Source organism: Psychromonas sp. SP041, assembly GCF_000470315.2.
Classification (GTDB): domain Bacteria; phylum Pseudomonadota; class Gammaproteobacteria; order Enterobacterales; family Psychromonadaceae; genus Psychromonas.
Window position 1 is genome coordinate 89,204 of record NZ_CBRF02000009.1, and the last position, 14,490, is coordinate 103,693.

Annotated in this window: 12 protein-coding genes and 1 pseudogene; 5 read left to right on the forward strand and 8 right to left on the reverse strand. The window is 33.5% G+C overall.

The genetic code is table 11. From position 1 onward, the window contains the following. Positions 1-315: 315 nt before the first annotated feature. The 8 genes from SP041_RS07005 to SP041_RS21345 all read right to left on the reverse strand — a co-directional run bounded on the left by SP041_RS07005 (position 316) and on the right by SP041_RS21345 (position 11,032). On the reverse strand, positions 316-633 hold the full coding sequence (locus SP041_RS07005) for a DUF480 domain-containing protein (RefSeq protein WP_240791429.1): 318 nt from the start codon (positions 631-633) through the stop codon (positions 316-318). 1,012 nt (positions 634-1,645) lie between these two features. Continuing rightward, positions 1,646-3,958, reverse strand: a complete 2,313-nt coding sequence (locus SP041_RS07010) for a cellulose synthase subunit BcsC-related outer membrane protein (RefSeq protein ID WP_025563237.1) — start codon at positions 3,956-3,958, stop codon at positions 1,646-1,648. 9 nt (positions 3,959-3,967) lie between these two features. Then, on the reverse strand, positions 3,968-4,945 hold the full coding sequence (locus SP041_RS07015; protein ID WP_205961179.1) for a glycosyl hydrolase family 8: 978 nt from the start codon (positions 4,943-4,945) through the stop codon (positions 3,968-3,970). Positions 4,946-4,989: 44 nt separating this feature from the next. Then, complete coding sequence (locus tag SP041_RS07020) at positions 4,990-7,287, reverse strand: cellulose biosynthesis cyclic di-GMP-binding regulatory protein BcsB (protein ID WP_051368454.1); 2,298 nt, start codon at positions 7,285-7,287, stop codon at positions 4,990-4,992. After that, a complete protein-coding gene (bcsA, locus tag SP041_RS07025; RefSeq protein ID WP_025563234.1) occupies positions 7,287-9,491 on the reverse strand; it encodes a UDP-forming cellulose synthase catalytic subunit in 2,205 nt (734 codons plus the stop codon). Before bcsA ends, SP041_RS07020 begins: the two co-directional genes overlap by 1 nt. Positions 9,492-9,494: 3 nt before the next feature. Beyond that, positions 9,495-9,935, reverse strand: coding sequence for a hypothetical protein (locus tag SP041_RS07030; RefSeq protein ID WP_025563233.1), 441 nt, complete (start codon positions 9,933-9,935; stop codon positions 9,495-9,497). 741 nt (positions 9,936-10,676) lie between these two features. Then, complete coding sequence (locus SP041_RS21340; protein ID WP_137297484.1) at positions 10,677-10,826, reverse strand: aldehyde dehydrogenase family protein; 150 nt, start codon at positions 10,824-10,826, stop codon at positions 10,677-10,679. Between the two features lie 44 nt (positions 10,827-10,870). After that, positions 10,871-11,032, reverse strand: a complete 162-nt coding sequence (locus tag SP041_RS21345; protein ID WP_137297485.1) for an aldehyde dehydrogenase family protein — start codon at positions 11,030-11,032, stop codon at positions 10,871-10,873. A 213-nt stretch (positions 11,033-11,245) separates the two neighbouring features. On the opposite strand from SP041_RS21345, the gene SP041_RS21025 reads away from it, so the two are divergent. From SP041_RS21025 to SP041_RS07060, 5 genes and pseudogenes are all read left to right on the forward strand, one after another. Next, positions 11,246-11,389, forward strand: coding sequence for a LysR family transcriptional regulator (locus SP041_RS21025; protein WP_205961180.1), 144 nt, complete (start codon positions 11,246-11,248; stop codon positions 11,387-11,389). Between the two features lie 126 nt (positions 11,390-11,515). Continuing rightward, positions 11,516-11,758 (forward strand): annotated as a pseudogene (locus tag SP041_RS21030) (LysR family transcriptional regulator); the annotation flags it as partial. Positions 11,759-12,166: 408 nt separating this feature from the next. Then, positions 12,167-12,502: a hypothetical protein gene (locus tag SP041_RS07050; RefSeq protein ID WP_025563230.1), complete on the forward strand. Its 336-nt coding sequence runs from the start codon at positions 12,167-12,169 to the stop codon at positions 12,500-12,502. A gap of 422 nt (positions 12,503-12,924) precedes the next feature. After that, positions 12,925-13,248 carry a Solitary outer membrane autotransporter beta-barrel domain gene (locus SP041_RS07055; protein WP_025563229.1) on the forward strand — a complete coding sequence of 108 codons (324 nt, stop codon included), beginning with the start codon at positions 12,925-12,927 and terminating at the stop codon, positions 13,246-13,248. A 145-nt stretch (positions 13,249-13,393) separates the two neighbouring features. Further along, positions 13,394-14,056 carry a Solitary outer membrane autotransporter beta-barrel domain gene (locus SP041_RS07060; RefSeq protein WP_081695327.1) on the forward strand — a complete coding sequence of 221 codons (663 nt, stop codon included), beginning with the start codon at positions 13,394-13,396 and terminating at the stop codon, positions 14,054-14,056. Positions 14,057-14,490: the final 434 nt, after the last annotated feature.

The following is a 14,490-nucleotide window of genomic DNA, read 5'->3' on the forward strand; positions in this document are numbered from 1 at the left end:
ATTGTGAAGATTAATACGGTAAAAGATAACATCGTAAAAAGCATCGTAAAAACAAACAGCATGACCAAGACAACTAGAAAATCAAATTAAACTTTTAACACTTTCAATAGTTCTACAAATTTTGTGTTTAACTGTTCAGCTCGTGCTCTAATTGTGTAACACGTACTTCAAGGTTGTCTGCGAGTCATTTTGTAAAGAAGGAGTCACCATAGATTGTTGTTCGCTAGACTCTACATTGCAGGACAAAGTGTGATCTATATCTGAAAAGAGATGCATATATCTCGATTCTCTTGTGCCAGCTTCTCGAACGAGTTTTTAACTTTCGGGCAATTGTTCAAGAGTCACTTCGACTTCACTCACATCATCAAAATCAGCTAAACGTTGGGTACGTGCTCGTAACTCTCCCGGTATTTGTCGGCCACGCAAAAATAAAACACAAAGAATCGATTTTTGTAGTTCGGTTAATTGTAAATTTCCAAAAGTCGTATTACAAAACCGATGTTTATATTTATTAATTCGCCTAGAAGCCTCCGTATCAACAATTATACCAATGGAATTAAATAAGTGATCAAAAATTGCGCAGGAAAAATTAACACTAATAAGGCGTGAGTTGTAGAAGATAGTTGTTCTCACTTCAAAACTCAGAACGCAGTTAGAGGTAATTTTAACCAACAAGAATGATCACCTTATTAATTCTTTTGGTATTACTTGATTTAAATCTATTAATTCATCGATAGTGTGTTGACTTCTTTTTCAAGCATCACGCCAATAATCCGAATTTGTAAGGTAGTTAGTATAATCATCTACTCTGATTCCTTAAACGTTTAAAATATGAAAACATTTACGTTCTTTTTACAAAGTAATTAATTATCAATATCAATGGAAAAGCTTCTTTATTATTCTATTGCGTTACTTAATAGTACCGCTAAATAACATAATGTATCTCATTTATTAAAGTGCATAATATTGCTATAAAAAAGAATGCATTAACGCAGAGTAAATAACACTTTTGTCGTTATAGAGTTATTTTGTTAAACATTAATTAAAGAGTTGTTACTGCTTTATAACTTACTCCATTGCACAGCAAACGATTCCCTATACATAATTATTCAATAAACAGGTATTAAATGATTAGTGGCTCAACGAGCTAACAGGTTAAATCGATACTTTCTAAAACGAAGATGTTTACTTCACAACGTATATTAAGGCACTGAGATGCTCCAGTTGATCAGATAAAAGTGTATTACTATTTAAGCTCAATCTGCTTATAGGGTACGCTGCGCATATAAATACGCGATAGGAAATCGTATAGTAGCAGTAGTAACACAGAGAGACTTTTCATAAAATAAATAGAAAGGTAAGTAGAATAACTTACCTATTAAATGGCATTTATACCAATGGAATTAAATAAGTGATCAGAAATTGCGCAGGAAAAATTAACACTAATAAGGCGTGAGTTGTAGAAGATAGTTGTTCTCACTTCAAAAATCAGAACGCAGTTAGGGGTGATTTTAACCAGCAAGAATGATCACCTTATTAATTCTTTTGGTATTATTATCAAACTAGCTTAATAATTCACTATATATCTAACTAAGCGGCAATCATAACGACCATAGCGGCATAAAGTGAATCATTAATACTCTTTTTAATACCAAGCATAATCTGCATCATAAGGTGACGATGAAATAAGACCATCGCTTGTCACGCTCGATTTACCCATGAAATTCCAGCGTAGTTGTACTGCTACTCTTGTTTCATTATAACTATTGGCGACAGATGAACTAACTAACCCAGCAATTTCCCAATGACGATTGAAAAGCCACTGACCTTCTATTAACCACTCGGCAGCAATGCCACTATCCGATTCTTGAGATAAACTGTTGCTACTGGCCGCAGATGGGAATCGATCGATATCACCCGGATTACTCCAAAAATACCCAAGGTTCATTCTACTTTTAACTTGCCAACGCTTATCTTCTATCGTTAACAACTCCACTTGTCCACCAACACTAACGTAACTTTCAGGGCTATAATACCCGCCATTACCTTCTGTATAATAATTAAGGTTTTTATCATAACTCATCCAACTTATACTCGGCCCTACACGTAAGTAATCCAATTGTTCAGGGTACACATTAGGTAAGTTTCGTACTAAACTAAGTTGTAAAGCTAATTTTTTATTGTCTTGTACTTGCTCTCCACGAATAACCGCAGCGTCTAGTTCTGTAGAAATAGACCAATTAGGTTCAAACGAGTATGAGGCAACGCCTTTTATACCGTTCGCAATAACTGCTCCCCAACTTTCAGAGATATCTTGGTCGCTATACACTCCAGTTGAACTGAGTAAGCTATCTTCCACACGTTCGCGATACAGTGTACTTGCAACAACCCATTTTGGAAGAAACCAAACGGCAGAAAGTTTACCCGTCAGAGATGATGTTAAGCCATCGTTAGACTTCCAATACTCTAGCTCTGCAAGTGTATTAATATTACTACCCTGACGCTTTAAATAGGCGCTTAATCCTGTTTCGCTGAACGAACTTGGTTGATCAAAAGAACTGATTAATTCGTCTTGCCAAAAATCATCTCCAACGCTCGGGTCATCTCCATTAATACCTTGATAATTAACACGCATACCAAATCGATATTCATTTTTATATTTAGAAAAACCAAGATAGTAATGCTGACTATCTAAATTAGCCAAGGCATCATCACTTTCTTGAAAGCGCCAATCAATCCCAGTTTCAACAATCCACTGTTGTTCTGCTTTTTGTTCATCTTCTAAGCCATAAAAACGGTCGAATTGTTTTCGTCCCCAAGCCGTTTGTTGTTTTTTATTTTTTAATTCAATGGCAATTGATGGATATTGTTGTGCTAATAATACTAGTTGTTCATCATCTGTATCAATTAAACGAGTTAACGTAGAAGCATAGCTTTGATTACCTGGCTCTTGAGTAATAAGTTTTTTAAACAGCAATATGCTTTTATTTTTGTGTCCTAAATGATAATGAGACCAAGCTGACAGCTTTAGTTGATCGTTATTTAAAGTTTGGTATTGTTCTATTTTGTCTGCAAATGCCAAACTTTTTTGATATTGCTGTTGTTCGAAAAAATCTAACTGTTTTATAGAAAAATGATTAACACAATAATTCAACAATTCTAATTCAGAGGTATGCTTACATGCTAAATCACTGGCTTCCTGTTTGCGTTCCATTTTATCTAAAGTCAATACTTGGGCATAATGATCATCGGTAAATTCAAACCAATTAAGGGCAAGTTGATACTGCTTTTCTTGATGATAATCCCATGCTTGTGACTGTATTTGCTTGATAATGGGTTGCTGAGGATAACGCTTAAGCAAAATACTGAGGAGCTTTTTATCATCATCATTGACAGCTTGATGAACTAATCCTGATATAGCCGCTGAGAGCCCTTCTTCTGTATCAATTCCCTTCACTTTATTGAAGTGTTCAATCGCTAATTGATATTCTTTTCTATTAACAGAAACCCAGCCCATTAAATTGTTATTCGTAGATTTATCTTGTTTAAAAGCAAGTGCAGAAGCTCGTTCAAATAGATCCGTCGACATTGCCTGCCAATATGCTTCGTTACCTTTTCCAATCCTATAAAAGAGTGACGATTTCTTTTTACTATAGATTTTTTTGGGTTTATTGAGGTATGCAAGTGCATTCAGCATAACTTCATCAGGTTGCCATGAAGGTGTTAATTGTCTTAATCGATTCAACTCTTGTTGAGCTTGAGCACCCTTTTCACGATGTATATGAAACCAAAAATCACTAGTATCAGGCTCTTTTTGAGCTAATTCTATCTGTTGTTTATATGAATTCCGTTGAATAATAATATTCTGCGTTTTATATTCAACAGCAGCATCTGCAGCAGAGATATTGGCTGAGGTAAAAGACAAAAAAGATAAAAACATTAATTTAATGATATTCATTATTGGCCATTATTCCTTCAATAAAGACAGCTGAGAAAGTAAAATTAAACTAGCAGAATAATAATCTGTCTGTGCAGTAATAGCAGGGAGTGTAGGTAAAACTTTATTATCTATAATATGTTTCGTTGCTACCGCGATAGCTTCCATACCTGACGAGTAACGATATTCTGCCACAGTTCCTTTATCTAAATGAACAACAGCAGGGACAGTTGATTGATTCCAAAAGTCTAAAAAGGGAGATATTAGTGTTTTATCCTGAACATCTGCCAACATTAAATAAATAGGTAATCGACAGGCGTTATACCCGTAGTCTTGAGATAATGCCCCTTCAAGTCGCATCCCCTCTTCCGATATCATTAACCAATCAGGCGGAAGTTGCCATTGCCCGAAACGAGCTTCTTTTAATAGCCTAATTCCAGAATTATAAACATCATTCCATATTTGATCATTTGTCGCGTCAAAAAATGTATTAATAGCGGGAAAAACCCAATAAGATAAGTTAATTTGTATCTGACCATTTATTGAATCAAAACCATAGTTTGCAGGCATTAATAAATGGTAACCAAACTGTTGTCGAATAAGTTTAGATTTAATAGCATCTAAGATACTTATCGCCTGCGTTTTATATTCTTTTACACCCCAATGTTCTGCGGCAATTAATAACGCCCAAGCAATTAAGATGTCGCCATCTGTGGCATTATTTTTATCAGTAATACATGTTTGGTCAGTAGAAGTGCATGGCTCATATTTCCAACTAAACAAATGATCTGATCGTTGAAGTGTATGTTGGGTCCATGACCAGATTGCTTTAAACGCTTCGCGATCATCTGCTGATACGGCAAAAAGTAAACCATATCCTTGCCCTTCACTATGTGAAATATTTTTATTTACAGTATCTATTATTCGTCCATTATCAATAAACAACTCTTGATATAGACTCCAACTCTTTTGAAATGGGCTCTGCTTTACATCTGAGCACTGTGTCAAAAAGAGCGCCATAATAATAGATAAAAAAATTTTCACAAACATGCTTACCATTCAGCCTTAATATTTTTCTGGCGTCGTTTTAATAAAATATAAACAATAGCACTCAATAATAATGCGATCAGTAAAGCTGCAATTAACCAATACAAAGGATTATTCGAAAGCCATGCTCTCACTTCTAACCATGTATCCGCTTGACCAATTTGATATGGGTTCGAAATTTGCGTTACAAATAATGGCTTTTTAGCATTTTCCCATACGAAAAAATCCCCCGATAATTGTCCCCATAACGAAGACTGTACAAGTTGCTCGATCCTCTCAGTTAAAATATCACTACTATCAGCAACAATAATAAATAATGTTCCATCTTTTTGTGCGTAAGGATTTTCAGATGCAATTAAAACAGAAAGTTGTCCTAGTGAACTTTCTTCAGAGGTAAATATTGAGATTGGATTATTCTCTACATTATCATCGCGTTTATCACCTGAAACGTGTTTGTATAAATAATTTTGTAATCGATATGGCCATTTTTTAATATCTGTCACTGATGCAGATACATTATCAAATAATTGCTCATTTAAGTCTGATGGTTTAGCCAATACTAATGCGTTGTCAGTCATTGTTTCAGGTAACCCAAATACAATACTGAGATTGGGAATTAAATTATCCGCTGATTGTGCCAGCTTACCTGACATAGTTAATGCAGCAGACAACATTTCTGGTTGAGTAATATAAATACTAACATTTTCATCACTAGTAAATTTCGTAAACGGGTACCCTGTATCTGACATTAATTTCAAATCTGGTTGTCTTGCCAAATGCGCGGCGTCTGGAATAGAAATGGTTGAAACATTACTAAGTTGAAAATACAAATAGTCGCCCACTACATTGGTACATTGCCCTTGTACAGGTTCAGTTTTCTGACTGACATTAAAAACTAAGTTATTCACTCCACCTTTTAAGAATCGAGCAGGTACTGATAATTTGTAATTATGGAAAAAATCACCGTCACTATCATCCAATGTTAATCCATGGACCACTTCATTATTTAATAAAATATTCAAGGTAGAACCAGGACCGAATCCAGCACCATAACTAAAATCTAAAGATAATTTGATCATCGCATTCTCAGCAACATAAAAATCAGCCGGTAAACGAATCTCCACTTGTTTAGAAAATAAGCCTTCTCCGCTAAAAATCGTTGATTCCACGCCTATATTATTAAATGCGTAGGTTTTTCCAGGGTGCAACGTTACATTTTGCTGTGAAGGTCTCTCTGCTGAATTGGGTTGGGTAATGATATTAACTAAACTATCAGGGTTTAATTCATCATCCATATAAGCCAAGCTTTTAGCCGCTTCAATTAGCTCTTTTCCTGTTGTACCTGAAATAATTAACCGAACCTGTGATGCGACTAAGATATCTGTTCCAGTCTTAACTTCAGGTGTTTGCTCAATTTTTATAAATGGACCTTTAATACTTTCAAGCGTCGTTGTAGATAATGAATGAGCTAACGTTTCCTTTGTACCGACTAATACATGTAGCTCATCGCTTTGTTTTTTACCAAGATACCAACTACTACGATTATAAAGCTCATCTGCTTTATGAGAGCTTACACCGTTAAGTACTGCTGTTGTGTTATCAAGTTGAGCCAGTGTTTGGTAATCAAACTTAAGGCCTCTATATTGCTCTCGTAATGCTAGACCCTGTGCAATTGAAGATAAAACATTACGTTTTATATCAGGTAAATTACTATCATTATCAAAACTGAAAACTTTTACATCGCGTTGACTACCAATACCAGGGTGAAAGTAACTTGATAGTTTTTGTAAATTCAAATTTTCAATACTGGTGATTGTATTTAATGTCAGAGAAGACTTATGTAAATTGATTTCACTCCACAGCTCCGGTGCATCACCAGCTTGGCAGATGGTAGAGTGCTGGCTTGCAACAAAACTTAATGTATTGTACTCATTGAGCCACAATGATGGAGGTATATCTATACTCGCTGAAAATTCTGGCTTTTTAGGATCAAAAGCAATTTGTCCTATCGTCGTGTTATTAAAACGAATACTTAATACTGAGCGATGCTCTAATAATGCAATCGATGAAATTGCTTCAATATTGAGGGTGGCAGAAGTCACTTTTACTAACGGAGATAATGGTATAGAAAGATCTCTAATCGCTTTTTCTCCAGCCAATCTCAGCGTTGAATTTCCTGAATAAAAATCACTAAGAGGAAATTTTTTTAACGTCTCTGCTTGTGTATTCATTGAGAATAAAACAACCAGTAAAATAGAAACTAACTTAACGTTTTCTTTGAATATATTTATTATTGTCGACATCATGTTCTCTGTTTTAACTTCATTAAAATATGTAAAAAAATCGGTTTAACACTGACGCTTATTACATGCGTAACCCCATACAAATAAGAAATGCGACGAGTTCTTCGTTTGTGAAAATTTTCCCATCGAGAGCTATCACATAACGTATAGGCAATTATTTTGTCTTTATCTTTATCACTCAAAGCTACAAATTTAACTCTAACTTCACCTGAGTCAATATTTTGGTACATAATGTTACAAGATAGACTGACACTTTTTTGCAACGCATTGGAATACCCCAATAACGAAACGGTCTCTGACAATGTCTGATCGAAATTGAGTGTTATTTTTGCCCCATCCACAGACAGGTCGACTAAATTTCCTTTCCAACATTTCCCATTTTCATCATAAATATCTACATCGTCATACGCAGGTAATCTTGAGTTATTACGTAATTGTTTCTTTTCAATAAGTACTTTCATTAACCCAAGGCAAAGAATTAAATTAAAAGTATTCCAAATAAAAACCATTAAAGTGACTTCTCGGGTTAATGGTGATTCGATGAAATGGTATATAGCTCCAATATTGCCCGCACTTAATATAATTAATAGCCAATAAAAAATACCTGACAATGAGGAAACATAAGTTTCACTTAAACTTTCACCTTTAGGTGTCACGATAAAAGAAGGCTGCCTTGGGTTTCTAAATACAGTCAATAACGCTCTAAAAATAAACGCACTCTGTAAAATTTCATATAATTCTGAAACTAAAGGCCAGCGAGCATTGCCATACAAAAAATTACTTAGACGAAAACTAATAATAATATGAGGTACGGTATAAGCAAGTATTTCGATCAATGAAGCTTTAATAAGTTCTAAACCAAACAAAAGATAACCTAATGGAGACAGTAAAAAAATTAGTCGAGCAAAGGGAAAAAACCAAAAAAGAATAGAGCTCATATAACCGCATTTTTGATACCAAGTTAATCCACGATTTAGAAAAGGCTTTTTAAGGATCAGGATTTGAGCCATCCCTTGCGCCCAACGAATACGTTGTTGAATAAAAGAAGCAAACGTTTCAGTTGCTAGCCCACTGATCATAGGTTGCTCAACATATACTGACTTGTACCCTTTTGCATGTAACTCTAAGGCGGTTTCCGCATCTTCAGTAATTGAATCACCAGCAATACCGCCAACCATATCTAAATACTTACGTCTTAAAACAGCTGCAGAGCCACAGAAAAAAGAAGAAGACCAAAAGTCTAATCCTTTTTGAATGATGCCGTAAAACATATCATTCTCAGAAGGCATACGTGTAAATGATGAAAAATAGTTACGTTCTACTGGATCTGGATTTGCCATAAAATGCGGTGTTTGTACTAAAAAAACCATTTCATCTTTTATCATCCAAGGAACCGTTCTTGATAAAAAATCAGTGGTAGGAACATGATCTGCATCGAGAATAACAATTAACTCTCCATCCATATTCTCTAAAGCACTGTTAATATTACCAGCTTTAGCATGTTCATTTTTCTCTCGAGTATGGTAGTAAGTGCCCAATTTAAGGCATAAAGCTTGTAAGTTTTGGCGACGCTGTAAGGCCTCTTTACCCGCAACTTGATCAGATTGATTAATTTTCTGGTCAGTGCCACCATCATCTAAAAGATGAATTTTTAATTTTGCTTTAGGGTAATCTAATATCAGAGCAGCACGTAATGTAACTTCAAGTAATTCTTCTGATTCATTGTAAGTGGGTACCAGTAAATCAACGGTGGGAATTTCTTCTTCGGTATAACCATCTAACGATAATGCCGGTCGATTTAATGGCAAGGCATTAACTAAACAGCCTAATAAATGAATAACGCCAGAATAGACCTCTGCAGCAAAGACTAACCACATCGCAATAAGAGATAAAATATCATCAGCGTCTAAAGTGTATAAACCACGCCAAATTAAATAACGAATCGAGAGTAACGTCCCTACGATGATAACGATAATACGCAGTAAATCTTTCTTTTTACTATGCTGTAAAGCCTCCGATGAAGCGGTATAGACAAAAGCAATAACCCCAACAGATACACACATTTGAGTCATTGAATCTAAAGGCACTGCTGCAATCAATAAAAAAAGTACAGCACAGGCCCAAAAGCTAACCTTTAACATTACATTCGATAATCTAGTCATTAATGATGCTTTAGGGGGAATTAAAGAACTAGACTGTTTCATTATTTACCTATCCAGCTGACAGATTATATTGGCATTACGACGATCGATAAGCACAACTTTTAAATCAATAAATTCAATTATAAGATCATATTGATAAAAGCGCCTCGATAAACTGTTTCTATTATTTTTCCCTATTTTAACCAAAGGAATAATAAACAATAAAATAAAAAAGGACGTTCCTCCGCTTACTAAACCAGTCATAAATAACCATGCAGGCATAACTTGTGGAAGGTTGAAAGTAAAAGCCAGAAGACCGACACTACACGTAAAAATACCTAAGCATAATGAACGTATTAATTGACGCCTTCTTAATGAATATTCAATTTTTAAAAATGCTCGTAATCTAACTTCCCAGACAGATTGATTATCAAGGTCTGCCTTATCAACATGAATGCTTTCAATTCTACTAGAGGTAGGCTGAGCGTCTTGCAGCGCTTGATTCATTAATTAAATCTCTAAGGTGATTTCACAAAAAATAGAAGTATAATTAACCAAATCAGAAAAGCAAGGCGTAATACTTTAAGAGTATTTTGTATAAAGTATGTATTTAGATATTAATGATAAATCATCATAAATGCAGATAAATATTTGTCCATTTAACGAGAATTCACTTCCATTTAAATCACCTTTTTAAGGCCAATTCTGCCCCTCAATTTATCGAATTATTTTTTAATATAACGTTTACTACATTTCAATATTAATCACTCTGTTGTCTTTAGTAGATAGAGTGAAGGACAAATTAAAAAACGAATAATTTAATAGGGTATGAGTATGGAATATAAAGATATTTAATATCTTATTTTAGAAAAACAAGATTGTATTTAAATCTAGAGAAAGTAACTGACTAGAAATAATTAATGGAATAGAACGAAAAAAACAAGGATTAATAATAAATATTTGCTACCAACATCCTATTAAATAAGACTCAAAATAGAGATATTTCTTCTTTTTAGGCTGAGATATCGATTATAAGTAAACTTTTAATTGTGCCAAAACCTATATAGTCCTTTTAAAATTTGATAAATAATCAAAAAAAAAGCAAATGAATAAAATACTCCCTTACTTTTACCATAATTAATATATATTCGTTTATCAACAACATTAATAGTAAAAAGAAGTTTAGGGAAACCCCAGTGGATTAATATCGTAACTAACCAACATATTTTTAGTTTATTGGTCATACACTCACATCATTTTATGATTTCTCGTCCAAATATCTGACTGTTTGTAACCACCAAATACTGTTGGGGCAGTATATAAATGATAACAGTTTGTCCATGCACAACCTGCTTTCATACCACGTCCAACACGGTAGGCTCTATTGTTATCATGCATCTATAAACCAACACCTAAAGTAAACTCAGTCTCATTAGCAATGGTTAATGTATCCGCTTCATTTTTAAAGGGGTAATGCTGATTACTGGCATAAAGATCTCTTCTTGGAAGGCGCGCATATCGTTAGTGTCTTTTAATAAGGTTGGCTGAATGTAATAGCCTTCATGTGCACCATCAAATTCCTCATAAGCATTACCAGTCAACACTTCAACCCCTTATTAATTGGAACTTAGACACTTTATTATTAATAGAAAGTATTAGTGAATAGCTATAATAATTAATACAGAATAGAAATAATGATAGATAGAATTAATGCAATATATGTCTTTGTTGCCATAGTCATTGAAAATCGCTTTAGTAATGCAGTTTCAGTCATGCAATTGTCCCTCAGTTAATAGTAAATATTTTCAAAATTAGAAGTGCAATTTCATGTACGATTATTACTCCGTACAACACGTAAAGTCAGCTTGACTAAAGCGGGATATCAACATACCCAAAAAATATTATTAAGCATTGATTACATGGTTGATGACATGGACTCACAACTTGATGTTTTACAATAAAATTCCAAAGGTGCATGACGCATTAACACACCAGTTTCATTTGCATTAAGACACACGGCTAAGTTAGTAGTAGAGTTCCCATTACGCTATCCATGACCCTGTAAATAATTCAATGTAGATTTACAATTCAATAACCGAAAAGTTGATATCGTAGATGAAGAACTTGATGTGGCGATTCGTATTGATCAACTTAAAACCTCGCCATTAATTGTTAAAGATATTGCGCCAATTCGCGTTATTTTATGTGCTTCCTCAAATTACCTTAAGCAATACAGCACACCTACTAAGCCTGAAAATCTTAAAACACATCGTTACTTACACTGCAGCTACATGGAAAAGATGGTAAGGATGAAGTATTTCAATGATTAAGAACACAAAACACGAGCATTGCGTAATAAGAATAGAGATGTCTTATTGATTTTATGGAAAGATAATACGATTCACTACCCTATTAGTATAATAAACTATAAAAAATCTATTCGCTTTCAATACAATTGTTTCATAAACTTAACTACAACATTATTTATTAATGTAATTAACAATTTAAAACAACCAGATCACGCTAAACAAGTATTTCAAAGAAAATCCTTAACTTCTCGACTATCGCCAAAATAAATATTAATCATTTAAGGGTATATTTTTTACATTAAAGACTATTAAAAAATTAAATTTATGCAATAATGAAGTCTGATTGGATGTATTTTTGACTTTAACAATACCTTTTTATTATCAAATGTATTGTCTATATACTAAACACTGAAATATAAAGGCTAACTTATGAGTCGTTGGTATGATAAACGCCCTAAACTTGGGACAAATCTAGATAAGTTTAAAGGTATGAAGCAAGAGGCTAGAGAGCCTATCTTAAATGATATCATTGAACTGGTAAAGCGAAGCCAGCCAAACCTAATGACCATAGAACAGGCATTTGATTTCCGATTAAATTGCTCTCGATTACGTTGGTATGAACATGACCCTCACTGTTGGTTTGTTTTTAACGTATTAGAAATAGCAAATGTAAAAACCTTAAAATCAGTAGAAGATCTATTAGAATCAATTAAGGAACGATTAGTATCTGTAGACGATCAACTAGATTCTAAAATGTGTGCTTAAAAAATAAATTAACGTATAAAAATAAACATAGAATACTTATTCTAATGCATGTTTTATTAGTTTAGTTCCAAATTATGCTTTTATTCGAGTTAATGATTACCGCTTATTCTCTGGGTAAACTCATTATTATTCAAAGAGTATTTTGTGCTTGATAGCCATCACAAATACCTGAATTAACATTAAAACGTCAATCGTCTGACTTGCTTTAATCAGTAAGTTAACAATATTTATTTTTATCATATTGATAGCAATATAGAGCAGAAAATATATTCCTCATCATGATAAAAGGTATACACGGCCGACCTCCCCTTCAACTAATGAACAATATGTATTTGCTATATTACTTATCTAAATTACGACACACTTTTTCTTTTAATAGACAGCTTTAAGGAATTAAGTTAAATATAGAATGGATTCTTATAGTGATTAAATCTCTTACCTTATTATTGTTACTAGCCTATTCCCCGTTATCACTTTCCTCTACAGCACAGCGAAATTCAACTGAAGCACTTGCAACTGCAGTCGTACTTTCTGACAGTGATTCAATCAGTATCGGTATTAGTAATTTTGATCCACAGACTTTATTCAATAAGAATAAAGAAAACCAAACAGGCAGAGATGCGATTGCCTTACGCAACTCACTGAGCATTTATAACTTACCCTATACATTCGTATTAGATAAAAAAAATGAAGATTTTTCCAATAAAATAATGTTTCGTTTAACTTATACCGATTACATTAAATAAGTGATCTAAATTTTACGCAGAAAAAATGACTTAGTTTAAGGCGTAAATCGAGCTAAATGGTTATTCCCTTTACGAAATTTACAACGAAGAAATAAGTTATTTTAACAAGTAAAATAGATCAGTTAATTAGTGTGATTGGTATTATATAAAACAAAAAACTAATCATGATTTCTTTGACGATTTGATTGAACAACCCGATAAAAATGTAGACCATATCTACTCTATTTATAATGCTTATATTCAAGACCTACGACTTACAGAACACTTTAAATTAAGACTACGTCTGGGAGGCTATTTAATGCATCATAAAAATAAACATCATTATAATAGTGGATTCTCAAAAAGCTTAAAACCAGCTCTGGATAATGCTTATTTCAATACGAGAGCCAATGCCGCGATTATTGAACCTAATATACAATTAACTTATACCCAAGCAACTGATTGGGGAAAATGGCGAGTAACGTCGGATCTAAATTACTTAATAGGTAGGGTTTATTCAGGCTCTAAAGCGATTGTAGGCGCAACACCTGAGGGCGTGCGTCTGAACAATGGAGTTAAACTGCATTTTGATATTCACAACAACCCATTTGATGCAGAATCTATTTACTTAAACTTACAACGTACTGACATGCATGGCGATATGACCAACTCTTTCCAAACAGATCATTTTTACACTATGGGTTTAGGTATTTTATTTGATACTCACAAATTCAAAGATCTAGTCAAAAATATGGGAGTTGGGTTAAATCTTAATGTAGGAACGTCATTATCAGGCGGCAGTATTGTGTTTTATTTTAACGAGTTTTAAACTCGTCATTATTTAAAATAAATAACAATAATTTTATCATGTACTTATATTGATATTCTATTTTTAAAAACACAAATACTGCTTTAATTAATCATTTTTAATGTTGCTTTAATAACGACATCTCGAATATAACTAGAATTACAATGATGAAAAACGATTCAGATAATGAGACTTAAAGTTGGCGAAACTAAGTCATAATAAATCATTATCAACATACGGCAGATCCAACTTTGAAATACATAACCTCCAAGCAGCTATCACTACAATATGTTCAGCTATTAAGTTAACTTACCTTTCAACAGTTTGAAGTTAAAGATTAAGTCGATTATTTTACGATCTTAAGGTGCTTTTTTTCTTATTTGATTTACTTTTTTTGATTTTCAGCGTTTTAAATATAATGGGATGCTTTTCCAACATAAATGTCCATCTAGCCA